Genomic DNA, 18,733 nt, shown 5'->3' on the forward strand with positions numbered 1-18,733 from the left:
CCACCGTACCGCGCGGCCCCGACGCGTTCCGGGCTCGCGCCACGCGCCTCGGGGAGTGTGGCCGGGCCAGGACACCCGGGACCCGCACCGGGGCCGCCCTCCCCGGACCTCCCTCCGCGGCCGGTCCCGTCGGCGGGCGCTCCGAGGGTTCCACGGTGGTTTCCGCGGGCGGACAGCGGTTCGAGAGCACTGCCGGATGCGCTACAGTTTTACCTGTTGGCGACACCGGAGACGGTGCCCGCCCAGCGGCCGGGACGTAGCGCAGTTTGGTAGCGCACTTGACTGGGGGTCAAGGGGTCGTGGGTTCAAATCCCGCCGTCCCGACAGTGAAGTAGCAGGTCATGAGAGGGTCCACCGTCAGGTGGGCCCTTTTCTGCGTGCTCGGTGGGGTCAGGGTGGGGCTGAACCGGCTGTTGGCCCGCCGGGCCCCGCAGATCCGCGCGGAGGAGACCCCGGTACGCCTCTACGAGGGCAGGTACCTGCACAACCGTGTGGACAGCCGCCTGCTCGTCGCCTGCGACGACCACGGCATCGAGGTGGACGCCCCCGAGGAGGCTGTGGAGCCCATCCGGAAGTCCGGGCGACAGGCCCGCAAGTCGCGCAATGTCCCCGCCCCCGGCTGCTGACCGGGGTGACGGAGGCGGCCGCCGCCGACGGTGTGGTGCGGGCGCGGTGCTGTGGGCCGCCGTTCTGCGACTCGGGGTGTCCGGGATTCGGGGGCTGTGTTCGGGAGGGGGCGGTTGCGACACCACCGGGGAACGGGGCCCCGCCGTTGATCGGTGCGAGCGGGGCCAGAGGGGCGGGGTTCCGGGGTCACAGCGCGGCCCGCACGCGTTCGCCGATGCGTCGGACCGAGACCCCGTAGCGGTCGTGGAGCGTGGGCAGCGCGCCCGCGTCGAGGAACTCGTCCGGCAGTCCGATGGGGGTCACCTGGCGGGTCACCCCCCGCTGGACCAGCGCGGAGGCGACCGACTCGAAGAGACCGCCCACCACGGAGTGGTTCTCCAGCACGAAGACCTTCCGGTCGGCCGCGACCTCGGCCAGAACGGCGTCCACGTCCAGCGGCTTGATCGTCGGCGTGTGCAGGACCGCCGCGCCGATACGGTCCTTCTCCAGTTCGGCGGCCACGCGCAGGGCTCGCTCGGTCATCAGCCCCGAGGAGATGAACAGGACGTCCGAGCCTCCGCGGAGCAGAGAGGCCTTGCCGAGGCGGAACTCGTAGTCGTACTCGTCCAGCACCGTGGGCACCGCACCGCGCAGGATCCGGGTGTAGGTGGGCCCCTCGTGCGCGACGAGCTGGGGGACGGCCTGGGCGATGTCGACCGAGTCGCAGGGGTCGACGATGGTCATCCCCGGGATCCCGCGGAGCAGGGCGACGTCCTCCGTGGCCTGGTGGCTGGGACCGTAACCGGTCGTGAGCCCGGGCAGGGCCGCGACGATGTTGACGTTCAGGCGCGGTTCGGCGATGTCCAGGCACAGGAAGTCGTAGGCGCGGCGGGTGGCGAAGACCGAGTAGGTCGACGCGAAGGGCACGAACCCCTCCTGGGCCAGGCCCGCCGCGGTGCCCATCATGACCTGCTCGGCCATGCCCATCTGGTAGAAGCGGTCGGGCATGGCGTCGCGGAACACGTGCATGTCGGTGTACTTGGCCAGGTCCGCGGACAGACCCACGATGCGGGGGTCCTGCCGCGCCGCGGCGAGCAGCGCGTGCCCCAGCGGAGCCTGGGCGGTGCGCGCGCCGTCGTCGGCGATCGAGGCGATCATCGCGTCCGAGGTGAGCCGCTTGGCGGTGGTGGCGCTCATGCGTTGTCCCCTTCCTTGAGCTGTTCGCGGGCCGTCTGCCACTCGTCCGGTGCCACCCTCATGAAGTGCAACTTCTCCCGGGTCTCCAGCATCGGCACACCCTTGCCCATGGTGGTGTCGCAGATCAGCGCCTTGGGTCGGCCGCGGTGGGCCTTGAGCTCGTCCAGTGCCGCGAGCACCTTGGCGACGTCGTTGCCGTCGACCCGCAGGACGTGCCAGCCGTTGACCCTGAACTTCTCGTCGGCGGGCTCGGTGCCCATGACCTCCTGCGCCGGGCCGTCGGCGACCTGGCGGTTCATGTCCACGATCGCGATGACGTTGTCCAGGCCGTGGTGGGCGCAGGCCTGCACGGCCTCCCAGGTGGAACCCTCGCTGAGTTCACCGTCGGAGAGCAGGTTGTACACGTGCGCCGGGTTGTCCTTGCGGCGCAGTCCCAGGGCGATTCCCACGGCGACGCCGAGCCCGTGGCCCAGGGAGCCGCCGGAGACCTCCATTCCAGGGGTGTAGGTGGACATGCCCGACATGGGCAGGCGCGAGTCGTCGGTGGCGTAGGTGTCCAGCTCCTCGACGGGGATCACGCCCGCCTCGGCCAGGGCCGCGTACAGGGCGATCGCGTAGTGGCCGATGGAGAGGAGGAAGCGGTCGCGCCCCTCCCATGCGGGGTCCTCGGGACGCAGGTCGAGCTGGTCGGCGTAGAGGGCGGCGAGGACGTCCGCGATTCCCAGGGCCTGGCCGATGTAGCCCTGCCCCTGTACTTCGCCCTGGGTCAGGGCGTTCAGCCTGATCCGGTAGGCGGCGGCCCGCACCCGGTCGGTCCGGGCCGTGTCGACCCCGCCTCCGGGTGCCGTGGCGGTCTGGTTCATCTCAGTCCTCCTGGTTCGGTGGTTCGGGTGTGGTTCGGGGGCCTGTCCGGCGGTCCGCAGGAGCGTCCGGTGGGCGGTCGCGTCGCGGGGGTCGGTTGTCGGTGGGGCCTCACGCCAGTGCCCAGACGAGGCAGACCAGGCCGAAACCGGTCGTGCCCAGAACCGTGACCAGCACGGTCCATGTGCGCAGCGCGTCCGCGACCTGTAGTCCGAGGTAGCGCGAGACGATCCAGAACCCCGAGTCGTTCACGTGGGAGAGGCAGATCGCGCCGCAGCCGATGGCGAGGTTGATCAGGGCGATCTCCAGAGCGCTGTAACCGCCCTCGGAGACCGTGCTCGCCAGCAGTCCGGCCGTGGTGATGGCCGATACCGTCGCCGATCCCTGGGCCGCTCTGAGCAGTGCGGCCAGCACGAACGCCAGGAGCAGCAGGGGGATGCCCAGTCCGAGCAGACCGCCGGAGAGGGCGTCGCCGATACCGCTCTCGCTGAGGACCTTGGCGAAGGCTCCGCCGGCCCCCGTGACGAAGACGACGATGGCCGCCGGGGCCAGGGCCCCCTCCATGACCCGGCCGACGGAGCGCATCGACCACCCGCGCCGCACCCCCAGAAGGTAGACCGCCAGCAGGCAGCCGGTGAGCAGGGCGAACGGCGGGGCGCCGAGCATCGTCAGCAGGCCCAGTACGGCCGAACCCTCGGGGAGGAAAGCGCTGCCGACGGTCTGGAGCCCGATCATGGCGATCGGGACGAGGATGATCGTCAGGACGCTGCCCGTGCCCGGGGGCGCCTGCGGTTCCGTCCTGGCCGGGGCCTTCACCGAACCGCCGCCCTGGTCGGCGGGGCCGGAACCGTCGGCGCCGTGCGGTCCGGCCCCGTCGCCGGGGTCCGCCGCCGACCCCTCGGAGTACCGGGCGAGCGTCTCCGGAAGCATCGTGTAGACGCGCCGGTTCAGCAGCCGGGCGGTGTAGTGGGCGACGAAGCCCACCGGCACCACCAGTGCACAGCCCAGGAGCGTGACCAGGCCCATGTCGGCCTTCAGGATCGCCGAGCTGCCGACGATCCCCGGGTGAGGGGGCACCACCACGTGGATGAAGAGCATCAGGCCGGCGATCGGCAGACCGATGGTCATGGGCGAGGGCAGCCTGGTCGCCCGCGAGAAGGCGTAGATGATCGGTACCAGGATGATGAAGGCGACGTCGAAGAAGATGGGCGTCGCGATCACCGACGAGGCGATCAACAGGGCGGCCCCCACCCGGGCGGGCCCCAGGATCCGGACGAAGCGCCGGGAGAGGGCGTCCGCTCCCCCGGAGTGCTCGATGATCGTCCCCAGCATCGCCCCGAGGCCGACCAGGAGCGCGACGCTGCCGAGCGTCCCGCCCAGGCCCTCGGTGATGGTCGGGATGACCTCGGCGAAGGGCATCCCCGTGGCCAGGGCGGTTCCGACGCTGACCAGGATCAGGGCGACGAAGGCCGGCACGTGGAACCGGATGATGAGCAGGAGCAGGAGGGCGATCGACCCGAGAGCGATCAGTGTCAGCACAAGAGCATCCATGAGTGGATCCCCTCTCGTGTATCGGTGGGGCCCGCACGTTCACGGCCGGGTGGTTCCGGGCATGACGAGTGACCCCTACGGGCTTGGTGGTTCCGCCGACCGGCTTCCTCGGGCCCGGGAGCTGCGGTGCGGTGCGGAGGGGGCGCGACACGGCGGTGGAAAGGCTCGCGTGCGCGGTGCGTCGTGTGCGACGCGCGGTGTCAGTCGCGGTAGACCTGGATGACCTGGGAGTCGTCCCGGTGGAGGAGTCCGGTCGCGGCGGCCTGCTCGTAGGCGGCGCGCGCCGCGTGGGCCAGGGGCGCGGAGAAGCCGATGGCGTCGGCCGTGTCGGTGACGAGTGTGGAGTCCTTGACGAAGATCCCGATGGTGCTGGTGACCTCCGCGGCGGCATCCGGGAGCATGCGCGGTCCGCGGTCGCCCAGCATCCAGGACGCTCCCGCGCCCGAGCCCACGGCCTCCAGGACCTCCGCGGGGTCCAGGTCCAGCCTCTCGGCCAGCGCGAGAGCCTCGGCGGCGGCCACGATGTGCACCGAGCACAGGAGCTGGTTGACCACCTTGTAGGACTGCCCCCTGCCCACCTCGGCGCCGCAGTCGCGCACGGTGCCCATGGCGGAGAGGACGTCGGAGCAGTCGGCGAGCGCGGCCGGGTCGCCGGAGGCGAAGAGGGTCAGGGCTCCGCGTTTGGCGCCGGCCACGCCGCCGGTCACCGGTACGTCCACCAGGCGGACCCCGGCCTCCTCGGCCCTGCGCGCCGCTTCACGGACCGGGCCCGGGCCGACGGTGCTCATCACCGCGAGCACGGCTCCGGGACGCATGGAGTCGAGCGCGGCCCCGGGTGCGGACACCGCCTGGTGCAGCTGTTCGGGGGTGGCGACCATGACGAGGACGACGTCGGCCTCCTCAATCCCTGAGAAGTCGGGCTGGGCGGGTACGCCGAGTTCGGCCGCCGCCTCGCGCTGGCGGGGCGAGGGGTCGACCCCGAGGACGGTGTGGCCCGCGCGGGCGATCTGCTCGGCCATGGGGAGGCCGATGGCGCCGATGCCGACGAACATGACGGTCGTTTTCGGGCATGGCTGTGGAACGTGTGTCGCGTTCATGTGTCTTCCTTCTCCCCTTCGGGGGTGGGGACCGTGCGGTCCCGGAGCTCGGGGCCGCCCCCGGCGGGGCACGGTGATCGGGATCCGGGTACGCGGGGTCCCGTGGGGTTGCGGTCCCTCTAGGGCTCGTCCGTCATGGTGGAGCTCTCGGTGATCTGGCGCCACAGGCTGAAGTGCTCGACCATGGCGGCCGCGGCGGCACTGCGGTCGTGCGCTTCGATCGCGTCGACGATGGGCGTGTGGATGGTGTCGGTCCTGCGGGGTGAGCCGGAGCCCTCCGGCAGCGCTGCCGCCTCGACGCTCAGCGCCCGGGCCCGCTTCTTGGCCAGGACGTCCTGGAGGGCGAGGCTGATGCCGTCCACGAAGAGCTCGATGACCGGGTTGTCGGCGATGGTGAAGAGCCGTTTGTGGAAGGCGTAGTCGGCTTCGTGCCCGGCCTGGGCGTCCCCCGCGGCGGTCGCGCGGACCATGTCGTCGATGTGTCCGCGCAGTGCGGCGACGTCGTGGTGGCCGGCCCTGTCCGCCGCTTCCTGGACCACGGAGATCTCCATCATCTCCCGGGCCCGCTCGACGCTGGCGTGGTCGACGTGGCCGAACTTCGACATCAGGTCGAAGAGCTGTCGCACGAACGAGGCGTCGGGCTTGGTGACGTAGGTCCCCGCCCCCTGGGTGCGCCGGACCATGCCGAGCACCTCCAGGCTCCCCAGGTTCTCCCGCACGGTGGCGCGGCTGTTCCCGAGGCGCTCGGCGAGCGCGCGCTCGGTCATGATCCGTGCGTCCGGACCCAGGACCCGCGCCTCCTGGGCGAGGGCGTCGACGAGCGCGTCGAAGTTGCTGTCCATGACACCTTCCATTGGCCTGACCAATGTGACTGAGGCTACAAGGCGGTGATCCAGGAGGTCAAGGGATTGGTCAGGCCAATATTTCGTCCGCGTTGCCCCGCGATGCCAGGAGTGGGAATCGTCGCTCCACCCTGGCGCCGGCACGGGTGGGAGTGGACCCGCTTCGCATCGGGGGCAGGCAAGATGGGCCGGAAAGAGGCAACGGCGCCTCGGGAGCCAGCCAGCAAACCTTCTCCGACAAGGTCCGAAAACTTGCATCGGCCGGAGTAGACATTGCCTCATGGTGCTGCTACATTTCCTGTCGTAGCCACCGAGATACACGGCTGGACCACCGGATACGCCGGTGGAGAGCAGGACGGCTCGGCCGACGAGCTTGGTTGTACGACGTCGGGGGCCAGAAGGACAGCGGTACCGGTGTCCCGCCAGGACCGGGGATGCCACGCAGGAAGTAGAGCAGGACGGCTTGACGGTGTGCACGTGCTTCAAGACACCGGTAGCCGGTAGGACAGAGGTGCAGCAGTAACAGCAGGACCGGTCTTCCGCTCGCACAGGGGATGCCGTGGCAGGAAGAAGGACGCAGGACGGCTCGGCCGACGAGCTTGGTTGTACGACGTCGGGGGCCAGAAGGACAGCAGTACCGGTATCCCGCCAGGACTGGGGATGCCACGCAGGAAGAAGGACGCGGTAGGGCTCGACCGGCGCACGGTTGTACGGCGCCGGGGGCCGGTAGGACCGTAGTCGAAAGCAGTGCACGAAGTGAGAACGAGAGGAGTAGGTGCCATCAGGATCGCCCGAGCGAGGGGAAGTGCCGCTCGGGTACCGCAGGAGCCAACTTTGAAAGAAGGTGGTCCCCGGTCACACAACCGCGATCCCCGCGATCCCGACCCAGCTTCACCTCGGGAAACGCAAGACCGGCAGTAGCCGGTAGGTGGTATTGAACTCTCGGGCCCCAGCGCCGTATGGCGCTGGGGCCCTCGACGTGCGTTCCGAAGAGGGAAGACACGCACTTGCCCCGTCCCGACACCGGTGACCGGTTCGACGATGACGACTATCCCGCCTAGCGAAGGATGACGTCTCCCCCCTGGACACCGAGTGGCAGCGCCGGTTCCCGGACATGATCGGCACCCTCGCGTGCCACGAGTGCGCCCTGCACACGCCGTGGTCGTGCCTGAAGGACCACCGGTCCTTCGAGGAGGAGTTCGTCGAGGGCCACATCCGGGCGGTCCACGAGGGAACCGACAAGCCCAAGCCCACCGACATCGACGCCTGGAGCCACGTCGGAGTGGCCGGCTCACACAGCTACGCGGTCATCGCCTTCCCCTGGTCGGGGTTGGTCCAGGGCCCGGAGGCGTACCTGCGCCGCACCGCCCGCCGCCGCGGGGTCGACACCGACGTCGCCCGACAACTCCAGCGGGTGCTCGCCGAGTGGGACGCCCGGACCCCTCGCACAAACGAGCGGTTATCGACACGGACGGATGTTCGTCCGGTGAGCCTTGGTGTCTCCCAGAGTCACAAGAGCTCACCGTGTCCTCACCGAGACTCTGCTTGCGGGTGACCCGGTATTTGGCGACACTCTTCCCTTCTGGCCGATACCCCATCAAGGACGGGCACACGAGATGATCACCAGTCGAGGTCACCGAGGACTCTGGGCGGCGGCCGGCCTGGGGCTGGCACTCACCGGCTGCATCCGTCCGGCTCCACTCGAGCCGTCCGGGCCCAGCGCCTTCCCTCCGTGTTGGGACTCCATGGGCCGGCTGATCGCCGATGTGGACAACGACGGCCACCTCGACCGCATCACCGGCACCAAAAGCATAGGCACCGACCTGGCCATCGCCTTCGGTGAGGAATCCGGGTTCGCGGAACCGCGTACAACGGGCCTCCTGCTCGGAAGCTCACGTGAAGAAGGAGAAGAGGTCATGGCGGCGGTGGCCGACTTCGACGGCGACGGGTGGCTCGACCTGGCGATCGCGGCCACCGGCCCCGTCGCAGGAGACGACCCGGTTCCCTCCAGAGTGGCCGAACTGCGCCTGGGCCCCTTCTCGGACCGGGGGACCGGGCAACGCACCGACGAACTGGACTTGGGGACCACGTTCGGCCTGCGCGTGGTCGACTTCGACGATGACGAACACCCCGACCTCGCCTCGTACTACTACGACGGGGATGGCGTGTACGGGATGGGCGCCCTGCTGGGCGGTGTCGAAGGCGGGCTGAGCGACCAGGACGAACGCTTCTCCGACTTCGACTTCCCCGGCTACAACCTTCCCAGGGCAGGACCTGAAGGACATCTTCCCCCCTCGGCCTCGGACCGATTCCACCCGGCCTGCGATGCGTGAGGCGGACGCCCGCGCAGGCACCCGCGACGGGCGGACACGAGGCCCCCTGGGCAACGCCGCGTTGCGCGGGGGCGCCGTGACTCGGCCCCGTGTCCGAGGCCGGTCTGGCTATCCTCCAGGCATGCCTCGACCTGCACGCCTCCTCCGCGCGGACCCGCCCCGGAGTTCTCCCCAGTCCTGGACCGAGCACGGCACGAGTGCCCCACACCCCTTCAGGGTGCGGGGCACTCGTGCGTTCGGGGCTTCTCCCCGGGACCCGTTCCTGACCACCGATGAGCTTCACATATCACCACGAAAGGGCTGCGGCGCCCCTCGGAGCCGGGGGTTACGTCTGGCTTGCGGGGAAGAACTCGGCGCCCTGGACGTAGGCCATCGCCTGCCTCCACTTCGCATCGCCCAGACGGCGTTCCATCTCTTCGGGGTCGACCTCCTCCACCCGCGTCTGGAGCCACCAGAGGTTGCCCAGCGGGTCGCGTACCCGTCCCATCCGGTCGCCGAAGAGGAGGTGGGTCACCTCGGTCACGGACGTGCCGCCGGCCTCCACTGCCCTGCGGTGGAGGGCATCGGCGTCCTCGACGTACAGGCGCAGGAACGCGGGCGTGGGCGGCCAGTCCGCGGGGGCGTCGAAGGCCATGACGACCGAGTCCCCGATCTGGACCTCCGCGTGCCCGATCCGGCCGTCCTCTCCGACGACCCGGGTGATCTCTGCGGCGTCGAACGCCCGCTTCATGTAGTCGATGAGTCCGGCTGTGTCGTGCAAGAGGATCCACGGCGTGACGGTGCGGTAGTTCTCCGGTATCGGTTGGACGGCCATCGGCTCTCCCTGGGTAGGTGCTGTTCCTGCGGAGGCTACGAAGGCTCTAGGTCAGCCAGTGGCCTAGACGGCCCCAGGGCGGGACCCGACAAGATATGCCGGAAAGGGGCAGCGGGCCTCCGGGGAGGATCGGTCCGGATTTTGGCGGTAGCGCTCTCCGTGATGCACGTGACTGAGCGTGCAACCCCAGCGGTGTCCGACTAACGATCGTTTTTCGAACACTGCCCTCCGGGGTGCCCGGAGGACTCGAAACTGGACCCGGGAGTGTCGGAACAACGTGTTGGAAACCCCGGGCGTTCATCTACTCCGGAGGGACTGTTTTTCGCACACGTGGGGGACGGGTACCGTCCTCGCGCCGGCGTCCGGTGGCGGGGCGCTGATCGGCTACGCCCGCGTCTCCACCCGCGAGCAGAAGCTCGACCGCGAGCTCCGTGCTCTGGAGGCGGCCGGGTGCGGTGTTCGCGGACAAGAAGTCCGGGAAGAACGCGCAGCGGCCGGAGCTGAAGGCGTGCCTGGCCTACCTGCGCTCCGGCGACACCCTCGTCGTCCCCGCGCTCGACCGGCTCGCCCGCTCGCTTCAGGACCTCATCACCCTGGCCGGCGACCCGCGCCGGGCCGGGATCGGCTTCTGTTCCCTGCACGAGGCACTGGCCACCACCTCCGGCGGCAGGCTCGTGTTCCACGTCTTCGCCGCCCTGGCCGAGTTCATCCGCGAACTCATCGTCGAGGGCACCCACGAAGGGCTCGACGCCCCCCGGCGATGACCCCCGAGCAGGTGCGCCACGCCCGCGACCTGCTGAGCCGCCCCGACAACTCGGTGGCCTCCATCGCCCGCCTGCTCGGCGTGTCCCGCTCGACCCTGTACAAGCACATGCCGGAGCTGTCCGGCGGCCGCCGCACTCAACTCCAGGGGACCACGTGAACAGCGACGAAGATCTACACCTTGCGCACCACATGGCCGGCCTCGCCGCAAAGATCTCCCTGCGGTATCTGAACCTCGGTGATCTCCGTCCCCAGAACAAGCAGGACGGCAGCCCCGTCACCTCGGCCGACCACCGCATCGAGCGGGAATTGCGCGCTCTCATCGACCGGATGCGCCCGCAGGACGCGTTCACGGGCGAGGAGTTCGGTACCTCGGGTGGCGGTCCGCGGCGATGGTTCGTCGACGCGATCGACGGTACGCGCAGCTACCTGGCCGGCACGCCGGAGTGGGGAACGTTGATCGGACTCACCCACGAGGGCAGTGCCGGTCTGGGCCTGGTCTGCGCGCCGGTCCTGCAACGGCGGTGGTGGGCCGTTTCGGGCCACGGGGCCTGGACCTGCGGTCCACCAGGGGTTCCGCACCGGGTGAGCGTCACTGGGCAGAACCGCCTGTGCCGGGCCTCGGTCGGGATCTGGCCGCCCCCGCAGCGGATGCCCGAGGGACACTGCCGAACGGCCGCCGCCCGGATCGCCGCACAGGCGGCCAACACCCTCCCCGCCCTCGACCCGACCGGAAGGGCGAGTACGGTGTCCGATCCCCCCAAACCCTCCACCGGCTCCGGCACCTGCCATGGCGGTCTTCTCGTCGCCACAGGGCAGTTGGATGCCTTTCTGCTGGTCGGAGGGGGCCCGTGGGACGTCGCGCCCCTCGTCCCGATCGTGCGGGAGGCCGGGGGCGCCTTCACCGACCTGGACGGCCGGGACCGATTCGACACCGGTACCGCACTGTTCAGCAATGCGCGGATCCACGACGAACTCCTGGACGCGGTGCGCACCGCGACATGACACCGGCCATGGCCTTCGCCGGGGTCCGCCAGCCGCCCTCGAAACTACTCAACGGTTACTTTGCCCCTCGCTGTAGCTTCGGGAGAAGCAGGCCAAGTGATTGCGCGAACGGCGGCCGTCGGCCCGTTCGCGCAAGGCATTGCGCGGGGCTGGTCACGGCTCTACCGCTACATCCTGTGGCAATCCTTCTCGCCCCCTGCGTCGAAAACTGCGGAGGTCCGCAGTTTTTCCTTCGCGCAGGTCAGCACCCCGACCCGGCGGGTCCGGTGGTGGCCGTGGCGTCCTCGCCGGGACATCGCGCGGTCCCGGGCCGTCCCGCCTGAGAGGGAGGACCAGCGCGCTCTGGCGGACGTCCGGGTCAAAACTGCGGACCTCCGCAGTTTGGCCCGTTGCTCCCGAACGCCCGGCGAGCCGCAAGGTAGCCGAGTCGAGGAGGATTGCTGCAGCCGTTGGCGCCAGACCCCCCTCAGGTCACGGCCCGATCATGAGAGCCCCCGCGTCAGCGACGCACCATCCGGACGAGGGCGGCGGTGTCGTGTCGGCGGAACCAGGCCAACACACAGACGAGGACCAGGGTGGCCGCCGGGATGGCGACCAGGTCCGGGGTCACGACGGCGCTCAGGACCGTCGCGCCGATCATCAGCGGGATCTGGCAGAGCAAGGCGAGACCGCACAGCCGGGGAATGAGTAGCGCGATCGCCCCGGCGAGCTCCAGCCAGCCGACGACGACCATGCTGGGGATGCCGAGTCCGATCAGCTCGAATGGCGCGACGGAGAGGGGGTCGGCCATCGCCTTCGGGATGGCGACCAACGCGAACACGACGGCCAGCAGCACCTGTAACGCCCAGAGGGCGACTGTGCCGGCGACGGGTCGGGGTCGGGTTGAGGGTGTCGTCGTGGGCATGTCGGTTCCTGTCGTGGTCGACCGTGTCCCGGTCGGAGGTCGTGAGGTGGCGCAACAAAGTAGAAACCGTGCCGTCGCGGCATACTCAAGCCGAGCACCCCCGTTCGTGGCGGAGATCACGAAGGGGGGCGAACAAGATAAGCCTGAAAAGGGGCAATGGCCTGGTCAGCAGGGAGCCGAGTGACTGAGGTTCGGGGTCGTTCTCCGCTGCTTTGACCTCGCCGTGCACGACGGCCAGGTTCACTCCGACGCCGCGGGCGATCTGGCGCAGCGCCTGGCCCTCGGCGCGGCTGGCCAGGATCGCGCGGCGCTTGTCGTCATCGACCACGGGGCGCCGCCCGCCGACGCGGCCGCGCCGGCGGGCGGGCGGCCTCCAGCCCGTCCTTGGTCTTGCGGACGATGTCGCGGCGCCTCTCCTCGGCCGAGGAGAGGCGAATACCGACTACTCGATCACCGGTCTCCACCAGAACGGGCCCCGTGCTACCTGGGCCCCTACGAGGCGCGCGGTCGGGTGGTGCGGTTGGTACCGACGTGGTCGGGGGTGTTCGGCCTGTCGATGGCGGGGAATGTGCTGTTGCCGGGCGAGGGTGCGCGCATCGCGCCGACGACGTTCGAGGAGTGGCTGGAGCGGCAGTGAGCGCGCGGGTCCGGTGTCGAGCCGGGCCCCGCGTCGTGGTGGGGGCCTGCTCTCAGGTGCGGGTGCAACAGCTTGATCGCACGCACCGGTCCCGCGCCCTCGACCCGGCCCGCTCCTTCGATCAGCGGGGACGTCGGAAGGCCGCGCCCAGGTGCTCGCCCATCAGGGAGATGGCGGCGCGGGCGGGTCCGGCCGGCCGGTGGTAGATGAATCCGTGGTCGACGCCCTCGAACACGCGGTGCACGACTTCGACGCCTGCGCGTTCGAGGGCGCCTGCGAACCGGTCGGCCTCGTCCCTGAGGGTGTCGTGCTCGGCGGTGATGACCAGGGTCGGGGGAAGCCGGTCGAGTGCCGGGTGCAGTGCGGGTGAGACCAGCGGGAGGCTGGTGGCCGCTCCGGCGAAGTAGGTGTTCATGACGAGGTTCATCAACGCCTTTCCGACGACGGGCCGGGACCGGGGCGACGTCCGCTGCGCATTCGGCAGCGTCAGGTCGACCGGGGCGAACTCCACGGACAGGGCCGCGGGGGAGGGGGTCCCGCGCTCGATGGCCGTCAGGGCCACGCCCAGGGAGAGGTGCCCGCCGGCGCTGGGCCCGCCGACGGAGACCCGGTCGCCGTCCCAGCCGTGGGCTGTGCCGCTGCCGCGGACCCAGAGGTAGGCGTCGTAGCACTCCTCTCCGGCCACCGGATGGCAGACCTGGGGGGCGGCACGGTAGTCGGGCATGACGACGTAGCAGCCCAGTTCGGAGGCGAGGTAGCGTGCGACGTTGCCTTCACCGAGCGGATAGCGCGTGATGAACCCCCCGCCGTGGATCAGCATGTGCACCGGAGGGCTGCGACCCTCGGCGAGCTGTGACTCGATGTCCTCGGAGGTGGGGCTGAAGACCAGGGCGCCGATATCACCGTGGCGGGTCGGGATCCGCACGGTCGCAGGCGCGGCGACCGGCTTGGTCGCGAATTCCACCTCCGGCGGGAGCAGCAGAAAGCGGTTCAGCGCGGGGTAGGTCAGTTGGAGCGCCCGTGCGGCGAGTGCGGGCCGCCAGGCGATACGGGGATCCCTCTTCATGCGCTTGGTCCTGTCGGGTAGCGAGGTTGAGGAACACCCGAGCGTAAAGGCCTGCTGCTCCCGAACGCCCGGCAACAGGACATGTGACCGGCGAGTAGCCCTTAGTGCGGGTTCTCGTTCCGTTGTTCCTCACGGGGCCTGCTTGCATCCGATGCAATCGCAATTCCGGGTCGAGGAGGATCGCTACAGGATTTGGCGGTAGACCCCGCTCATGTCACTGAGAGATCACAACAGCCCCCGCGCAACGCTCCGTTGTGCGGGGGTCGTCGTGATCTCACCGTGACCTTGGGTGGGGGCTCGGCCGTCTCAGTCCTCGTCCTTGCCCGGGGCTGGCGCGGACCGCTCGGGCTCGGGGCCGGGACGGGCTCACCGTTGTCCCCGGTGCCGTCGGGGAGCCGACCTCCGATCCCAGGCCCGCCCTTGGCCGCGGGGGTGAAGACCAGGGGTGGGGCGGGGGGTGCGAACATCGGGTCTCCTTCCGGGGCGCCGTGGTGCGCCCGCTCCCTGAGCATGCACTGGCCCCGGCACGCAGGTCCGGGGTCCTGTTGCCGGGCGTTCGGGAGCAGCAGGCCAAGCCGGAAGAACACCGACTACTCGATCACCGGCCCCCGCCGGATCCGCCCCCCTGTCGGCCGGAGTCGGGCGCGCGACTGGAGGCGTTTCACCGCGGCCGCCCACGAGCACAGTCCTCGCGCAGGTGTTCGCCATCCCGGACAAGGCGCCCGGCCCGGCGTGCGTTGGTACCTTCCTTCCCGGCATCCCGCCCCGCAGAAAGAAGAAAGAGGACCCCATGTCCGAGACCCCCGTGATCGTCATCGGCGCCGGAGAGGCGGGATTGGCCGCCGTCCACGCCGCCAACCGCCACCGCGTCCGCCCGCTGGTCCTGGAGGCAGCGGACACGGCAGGAGGCTCGTGGCAGCACTACTACGAGAGCCTGACCCTGTTCTCGCCCTCCCCCTACGCCTCCCTCCCGGGCCGGGCGATGCCCGGCGGCGGCGCGACCTACCCTCACCGGGACGAGGTCACGACCTACCTGCGCGACTACGCCGACCGGCTGGACGCCGACTTCCGCTTCGGGCAGAAGGTGACACGCGTCGAACGCGACGGCGGCGGGTTCACCGTCACCACGGCCGACGGGACCCGGTGGAGCGCACGCGCGCTCATCGCGGCCTCGGGGACCTTCACGTGCCCGCACCGGCCGCCGCTGCCGGGTCTGGACGGATTCACCGGAACCGTGCTCCATTCGTCCGAGTACCGGACCCCCGAGCCCTTCCGCGGGCAGCGGATCGTGGTCGTGGGAGCCGGGAACTCCGGTGTGGAGATCGCCGCCGAGCTGGCGCGGACGGCGCGGGTGAGCCTCACCAGTCGAGCCCCGATCGCCTGGGTGGACCAGCGTCCCCTGGGCCGTGACGTCCACTGGTGGGGCGCCGTCACCGGGGTGGACACCGCCCCGGTGGGCCGGTTGTGGGAGCGGATTCGGACGCCGGTCATCGATGACGGCCGCTTCCGTGCGGCGTTCGCCACCGACAACCCGGACCGCCGACCGCTCTTCACCCGCCTGCGAGGAGACCGCGTGGAGTGGGCCGACGGCACCGAGGAGGAGGTCGACACGGTGCTGCTGGCCACCGGATACCGGCCCGCGCTGGACTTCCTGGACGGCACCGGGGCCCTGGACGCCGACGGCCGTCCCCTGCATTCGGGCGGGGTCTCCACCACCGTTCCGGCACTGGGGTACGTGGGGCTGGAGTTCCAGCGCAGCTATTCCTCGGCCAGCCTGCGCGGAGTCGGCCGCGACGCACACCGCGTCGTGCGCGGTGTCATCGCCGGAGGCACTCCCTGACCGCGCAGAAAACCGGCCGACGGCTGTCGGCCGACTGCTCTCCAGGGCGTGAGACTGGCAGGCTTGCATCCGATGAAATAGCGATTCCTCACAAGGTAAGGCCGGAAGGGGCAACGGACCTTCATCAGATGAAGGATTTCTTCGTCCGATGAAGTCTGGCGCCCTGAGGGTTGCCCCTGGCTCCGCCACGAACGGGGGTGCTCGGCTTGAGTATGCCGCGACGGCACGGTTTCTACTTTGTTGCGCCACCTCACGACCTCCGACCGGGACACGGTCGACCACGACAGGAACCGACATGCCCACGACGACACCCTCAACCCGACCCCGACCCGTCGCCGGCACAGTCGCCCTCTGGGCGTTACAGGTGCTGCTGGCCGTCGTGTTCGCGTTGGTCGCCATCCCGAAGGCGATGGCCGACCCCCTCTCCGTCGCGCCATTCGAGCTGATCGGACTCGGCATCCCCAGCATGGTCGTCGTCGGCTGGCTGGAGCTCGCCGGGGCGATCGCGCTACTCATTCCCCGGCTGTGCGGTCTCGCCTTGCTCTGCCAGATCCCGCTGATGATCGGCGCGACGGTCCTGAGCGCCGTCGTGACCCCGGACCTGGTCGCCATCCCGGCGGTCACCCTGGTCCTCGTCTGTGTGTTGGCCTGGTTCCGCCGACACGACACCGCCGCCCTCGTCCGGATGGTGCGTCGCTGACGCGGGGGCTCTCATGATCGGGCCGTGACCTGAGGGGGGTCTGGCGCCAACGGCTGCAGCAATCCTCCTCGACTCGGCTACCTTGCGGCTCGCCGGGCGTTCGGGAGCAACGGGCCTACTCAGGGGTTACTTTGCCCCTGGCCGTAGCTTCGGGAGAACCACCCCTACGTACGGGTGAGCTGTTCGACCCAGCGCTCTTGAGCGAACCACCGCAGTGCGGCATACAGGCGCTGAAAGTCGTCCGCGCTGATATCCGCGGCCTTGCACACGACCTTGCCGCCTTGGAAGTCCTTCAGCGGTGGTGGTTTCAGCCTCAGCTCGTGGTCCTTGCGGGGCCAGACCACGAGTCGGGTATCGCTGCCCTCGCCGACCAGGCTGACCTGGGCCAGCTCACTCCAGTGGATCGACTGCAAGTGACTTCCGGCCCCGAACTCCAGCTCTCTGCCGCTCAGGTTGAGGCGATCGGGTGAGAACGCCCCCATCAGCCCACCAATGGCAGCGAAGAACAGCACGACCGCGACCACGCCGGCCAGTTGCTCGCCCACGGGCTCGGTGGAGTTTGGGATGACCACCATTCCGGTCAGCAACAGGGGTGCCCCGGCCATGCTTCCCATAAGAATTGCCTTTCTTTCCCGCCCTCCTGTGAACGCCACTTGTTCCACCGGCTCTGGTCCCGCGTCGCTTCCGACACCCATGTCGAAGGCCACCCGCACGCTCCCGCCCCGCTTGAATACGATGCGGCGCGCCGCACTGCGCCGACCGCCGGAACCGACCTGCACAGCACGCTTGCCCGCCTCAACGGGGAACAGTCCGTGCTCGCCTGTCGCCGTCGTCCCGACCAAGGCGCCTTCGACGAAAACCTCCAGCCTGGCAGGGCCGAGGTTGCCGATCACCAGTGTGGCGCCCTCGACCTCGGACTTCTCGTGCCCGGTGACCGCAGGCGGCTTCTTCTCCGGTTCGGTCGGCCCGCCCTTCGGCGACATCGTCCGAGATTTTTTGCGCTTCGGCTGACTGGTGTCGCGCTGATCAGGTGGCTGCTTGCCTTTGTCTTTCTTCTTGGCAGGCGGGAGCTCCTGGGGCGGAGGGGGTGCGGTGACCGTATGGTTCTCAGGCGAGGCGGGTGCAGAGCCCCAAGACTGATCACCCAGCGCCGCGTTCTCCCACAACCTCAGCAGTCGGGCGACCTCGGCTTCGACGTCAGCACCGCGAATCGTCTCGGCCAGGACCTCGGTGATCATCTCGGCTGCGCCCTTGGTCGGCAGGTCCGGTTTGGTGAGGGTGTCGTGGACCTTGGTGTGGGACATGGGCACCCCCTTGTCCTCCAGGGACCGCTGGATCTCGCGGGAGGAGGGCCAGCCGGCGCGGTGGTGCAGCCCGTGCAGCGCGCGGTTGAGCTCACCGAGCGGGCCCGGGGGCAGGTCGGGGCGTTTCCAGGGTCGGGGCACACCGGCTCCTGTGCGGAAGAGGGGGCGGGGGGCGCTTCGCGGGTGTCCGGAACTGTCAGACATCCTGCCAGCACGGGCTTCCAGACGCCCGGTTCTGTCAGTGTTCGTCCGTTGTTGGCCACCGGTGTCCGGGCGCGTCCACACCCCCTCGGAGCGGGTTCAGGCTGATCGCATCCCGATCCGCCCACCCCTGATGGAGGAACCCCCGATGCCCGCACACACCCTCCCCGAGCCGACCCTGGACCTGGTGGTCGCCCTCCTGGGCACCGCCGACACCTGGCCGCTGCTCCTGCTCGTCCTACTCGTGGCCGCCCCGGCCGTGTGGTCGCGCGATGCCCGCCGGCGCCGCCGCGCCCGGCAGGTTTTGGCCCTGCTGCGCCCCCACCGTCCGCACCGCGGGTCCGACGAGGAACCCCACACCTAGAACCCGGGTCCGGATCCGTTGGCAGGGGCAGGCCGCGTTACGTCCGGCCGCCAGTTCATCGGGAAGGCCCGTGGTTCGGCGGCCCCGACCGGTGCGTGTGTTTCCGGAAGTGGTTTCGACTACTAGAACTCAAGCTCGGTTGCGCGGGGGGCTGTCGTGGTCTCGCCGGGGAGGGCGAGCAGTGGGTGAGGTGCTGGCCGGATGGGGACACTTTTGCGCCATGTGGCAGTCGGGTGCGTAGCGTGGTGCTCCCCCAGCACCACTGAGCTTTGAGACAGGCCGAGCCCATGGCGGATCGCGACAGCGAAAGCGACGATCGGATCAACGATGACCTGGACATGATCTGGTGTGTCCCGGGTCTCGTTGCAGGCTTGCCCCTGACAGCGAGATACGCCCAGTACCTCGAAAGCTCCGGTAACGATCAAACGTGGCTCGTCATGCTCGCCCTGGTCACGCTGTTCGGCCCCGCAACCGCTCTTGTGGCGGTCGCCGGCGTGTTCCGCAAAGAGGTGCAGCGGGGGAGGATGTCCTGGGAGGAGTACTGGCTCCTACTGTCGGGCATCTCCGTGGCCGCGTGCGTATTTTTGGGCGTCACAGGCATCGACGACGTCATCGCGGCATGGGACTACCTGTCCTCATTGGAGTGACC

The 18,733-nt window shown here is 69.8% G+C and carries 21 protein-coding genes and 1 tRNA gene; 12 read left to right on the forward strand and 10 right to left on the reverse strand.

Annotation, left to right across the window (positions count from 1 at the left end):
* The first annotated feature begins 250 nt into the window (after positions 1-250).
* Together Q8791_RS26875 and Q8791_RS26880 are read left to right on the forward strand one after the other, a co-directional pair.
* Positions 251-324 (forward strand) — tRNA-Pro (locus Q8791_RS26875).
* Between the two features lie 17 nt (positions 325-341).
* The gene (locus Q8791_RS26880; RefSeq protein ID WP_330094611.1) at positions 342-626 is read left to right on the forward strand and encodes a hypothetical protein; all 285 of its coding nucleotides are present in this window, start codon (positions 342-344) and stop codon (positions 624-626) included.
* 187 nt (positions 627-813) lie between these two features.
* On the opposite strand, the gene Q8791_RS26885 is transcribed toward Q8791_RS26880, so the two are convergent.
* The 5 genes from Q8791_RS26885 to Q8791_RS26905 form a co-directional block, all read right to left on the reverse strand.
* The gene (locus Q8791_RS26885) at positions 814-1,803 is read right to left on the reverse strand and encodes a transketolase family protein (RefSeq protein WP_330094612.1); all 990 of its coding nucleotides are present in this window, start codon (positions 1,801-1,803) and stop codon (positions 814-816) included.
* Positions 1,800-2,666: a transketolase gene (locus tag Q8791_RS26890; RefSeq protein ID WP_330094613.1), complete on the reverse strand. Its 867-nt coding sequence runs from the start codon at positions 2,664-2,666 to the stop codon at positions 1,800-1,802. Before Q8791_RS26890 ends, Q8791_RS26885 begins: the two co-directional genes overlap by 4 nt.
* A gap of 109 nt (positions 2,667-2,775) precedes the next feature.
* Positions 2,776-4,215 (reverse strand): GntT/GntP/DsdX family permease, encoded by a 1,440-nt coding sequence (locus Q8791_RS26895; protein WP_330094614.1) that lies wholly within the window; start codon positions 4,213-4,215, stop codon positions 2,776-2,778.
* Positions 4,216-4,415: 200 nt separating this feature from the next.
* The gene (locus tag Q8791_RS26900; protein ID WP_330094615.1) at positions 4,416-5,312 is read right to left on the reverse strand and encodes an NAD(P)-dependent oxidoreductase; all 897 of its coding nucleotides are present in this window, start codon (positions 5,310-5,312) and stop codon (positions 4,416-4,418) included.
* Between the two features lie 119 nt (positions 5,313-5,431).
* On the reverse strand, positions 5,432-6,154 hold the full coding sequence (locus tag Q8791_RS26905) for a FadR/GntR family transcriptional regulator (RefSeq protein ID WP_330094616.1): 723 nt from the start codon (positions 6,152-6,154) through the stop codon (positions 5,432-5,434).
* Positions 6,155-7,268: 1,114 nt separating this feature from the next.
* Here Q8791_RS26905 and Q8791_RS26910 point away from each other — a divergent pair.
* On the forward strand, positions 7,269-7,709 hold the full coding sequence (locus tag Q8791_RS26910; protein WP_330094617.1) for a hypothetical protein: 441 nt from the start codon (positions 7,269-7,271) through the stop codon (positions 7,707-7,709).
* 190 nt (positions 7,710-7,899) lie between these two features.
* Positions 7,900-8,487, forward strand: a complete 588-nt coding sequence (locus Q8791_RS26915; protein ID WP_330094618.1) for an FG-GAP repeat domain-containing protein — start codon at positions 7,900-7,902, stop codon at positions 8,485-8,487.
* A 325-nt stretch (positions 8,488-8,812) separates the two neighbouring features.
* Here the strand turns inward: Q8791_RS26915 and Q8791_RS26920 are convergent, their stop codons facing one another.
* A complete protein-coding gene (locus Q8791_RS26920; protein WP_330094619.1) occupies positions 8,813-9,301 on the reverse strand; it encodes a VOC family protein in 489 nt (162 codons plus the stop codon).
* Between the two features lie 455 nt (positions 9,302-9,756).
* Here Q8791_RS26920 and Q8791_RS31915 point away from each other — a divergent pair, with 455 nt between their 5' ends.
* From Q8791_RS31915 to Q8791_RS26935, 3 genes are read left to right on the forward strand one after another with little or no spacing between them, the layout of a single operon-like run.
* A complete protein-coding gene (locus Q8791_RS31915; RefSeq protein ID WP_330094620.1) occupies positions 9,757-10,065 on the forward strand; it encodes a recombinase family protein in 309 nt (102 codons plus the stop codon).
* Positions 10,062-10,223 (forward strand): helix-turn-helix domain-containing protein, encoded by a 162-nt coding sequence (locus Q8791_RS31920; protein WP_330094621.1) that lies wholly within the window; start codon positions 10,062-10,064, stop codon positions 10,221-10,223. The genes Q8791_RS31915 and Q8791_RS31920 overlap by 4 nt, the downstream gene beginning before the upstream one ends.
* Complete coding sequence (locus Q8791_RS26935; RefSeq protein WP_330094622.1) at positions 10,220-11,068, forward strand: inositol monophosphatase family protein; 849 nt, start codon at positions 10,220-10,222, stop codon at positions 11,066-11,068. The genes Q8791_RS31920 and Q8791_RS26935 overlap by 4 nt, the downstream gene beginning before the upstream one ends.
* Positions 11,069-11,567: 499 nt before the next feature.
* Here Q8791_RS26935 and Q8791_RS26940 read toward each other — a convergent pair whose 3' ends face one another.
* Both Q8791_RS26940 and Q8791_RS26945 read right to left on the reverse strand, forming a co-directional pair.
* Positions 11,568-11,972, reverse strand: coding sequence for a DoxX family protein (locus Q8791_RS26940; RefSeq protein ID WP_330094623.1), 405 nt, complete (start codon positions 11,970-11,972; stop codon positions 11,568-11,570).
* An 85-nt stretch (positions 11,973-12,057) separates the two neighbouring features.
* Positions 12,058-12,300 carry a hypothetical protein gene (locus tag Q8791_RS26945; RefSeq protein WP_330094624.1) on the reverse strand — a complete coding sequence of 81 codons (243 nt, stop codon included), beginning with the start codon at positions 12,298-12,300 and terminating at the stop codon, positions 12,058-12,060.
* A gap of 186 nt (positions 12,301-12,486) precedes the next feature.
* Between Q8791_RS26945 and Q8791_RS26950 the strand changes: the two genes are divergently transcribed.
* Positions 12,487-12,609: a hypothetical protein gene (locus Q8791_RS26950; RefSeq protein ID WP_330094625.1), complete on the forward strand. Its 123-nt coding sequence runs from the start codon at positions 12,487-12,489 to the stop codon at positions 12,607-12,609.
* 121 nt (positions 12,610-12,730) lie between these two features.
* Here Q8791_RS26950 and Q8791_RS26955 read toward each other — a convergent pair whose 3' ends face one another.
* On the reverse strand, positions 12,731-13,675 hold the full coding sequence (locus Q8791_RS26955) for an alpha/beta hydrolase (protein ID WP_330094626.1): 945 nt from the start codon (positions 13,673-13,675) through the stop codon (positions 12,731-12,733).
* Between the two features lie 790 nt (positions 13,676-14,465).
* Between Q8791_RS26955 and Q8791_RS26960 the strand changes: the two genes are divergently transcribed.
* Both Q8791_RS26960 and Q8791_RS26965 read left to right on the forward strand, forming a co-directional pair.
* Complete coding sequence (locus tag Q8791_RS26960; protein WP_330094627.1) at positions 14,466-15,515, forward strand: flavin-containing monooxygenase; 1,050 nt, start codon at positions 14,466-14,468, stop codon at positions 15,513-15,515.
* Between the two features lie 295 nt (positions 15,516-15,810).
* Positions 15,811-16,215 carry a DoxX family protein gene (locus tag Q8791_RS26965; RefSeq protein ID WP_330094628.1) on the forward strand — a complete coding sequence of 135 codons (405 nt, stop codon included), beginning with the start codon at positions 15,811-15,813 and terminating at the stop codon, positions 16,213-16,215.
* A 164-nt stretch (positions 16,216-16,379) separates the two neighbouring features.
* Here the strand turns inward: Q8791_RS26965 and Q8791_RS26970 are convergent, their stop codons facing one another.
* Positions 16,380-17,519 carry a hypothetical protein gene (locus tag Q8791_RS26970; RefSeq protein ID WP_330094629.1) on the reverse strand — a complete coding sequence of 380 codons (1,140 nt, stop codon included), beginning with the start codon at positions 17,517-17,519 and terminating at the stop codon, positions 16,380-16,382.
* 349 nt (positions 17,520-17,868) lie between these two features.
* Here Q8791_RS26970 and Q8791_RS26975 point away from each other — a divergent pair, with 349 nt between their 5' ends.
* Both Q8791_RS26975 and Q8791_RS26980 read left to right on the forward strand, forming a co-directional pair.
* Entirely contained in the window at positions 17,869-18,084 is a 216-nt protein-coding gene (locus Q8791_RS26975; protein ID WP_330094630.1) for a hypothetical protein, read from the forward strand.
* 287 nt (positions 18,085-18,371) lie between these two features.
* Entirely contained in the window at positions 18,372-18,731 is a 360-nt protein-coding gene (locus tag Q8791_RS26980) for a hypothetical protein (protein WP_330094631.1), read from the forward strand.
* Positions 18,732-18,733 lie beyond the last annotated feature (2 nt).

The organism is Nocardiopsis codii, from assembly GCF_036327455.1.
In the GTDB taxonomy this organism is placed as follows: Bacteria; Actinomycetota; Actinomycetes; order Streptosporangiales; family Streptosporangiaceae; genus Nocardiopsis; species Nocardiopsis codii.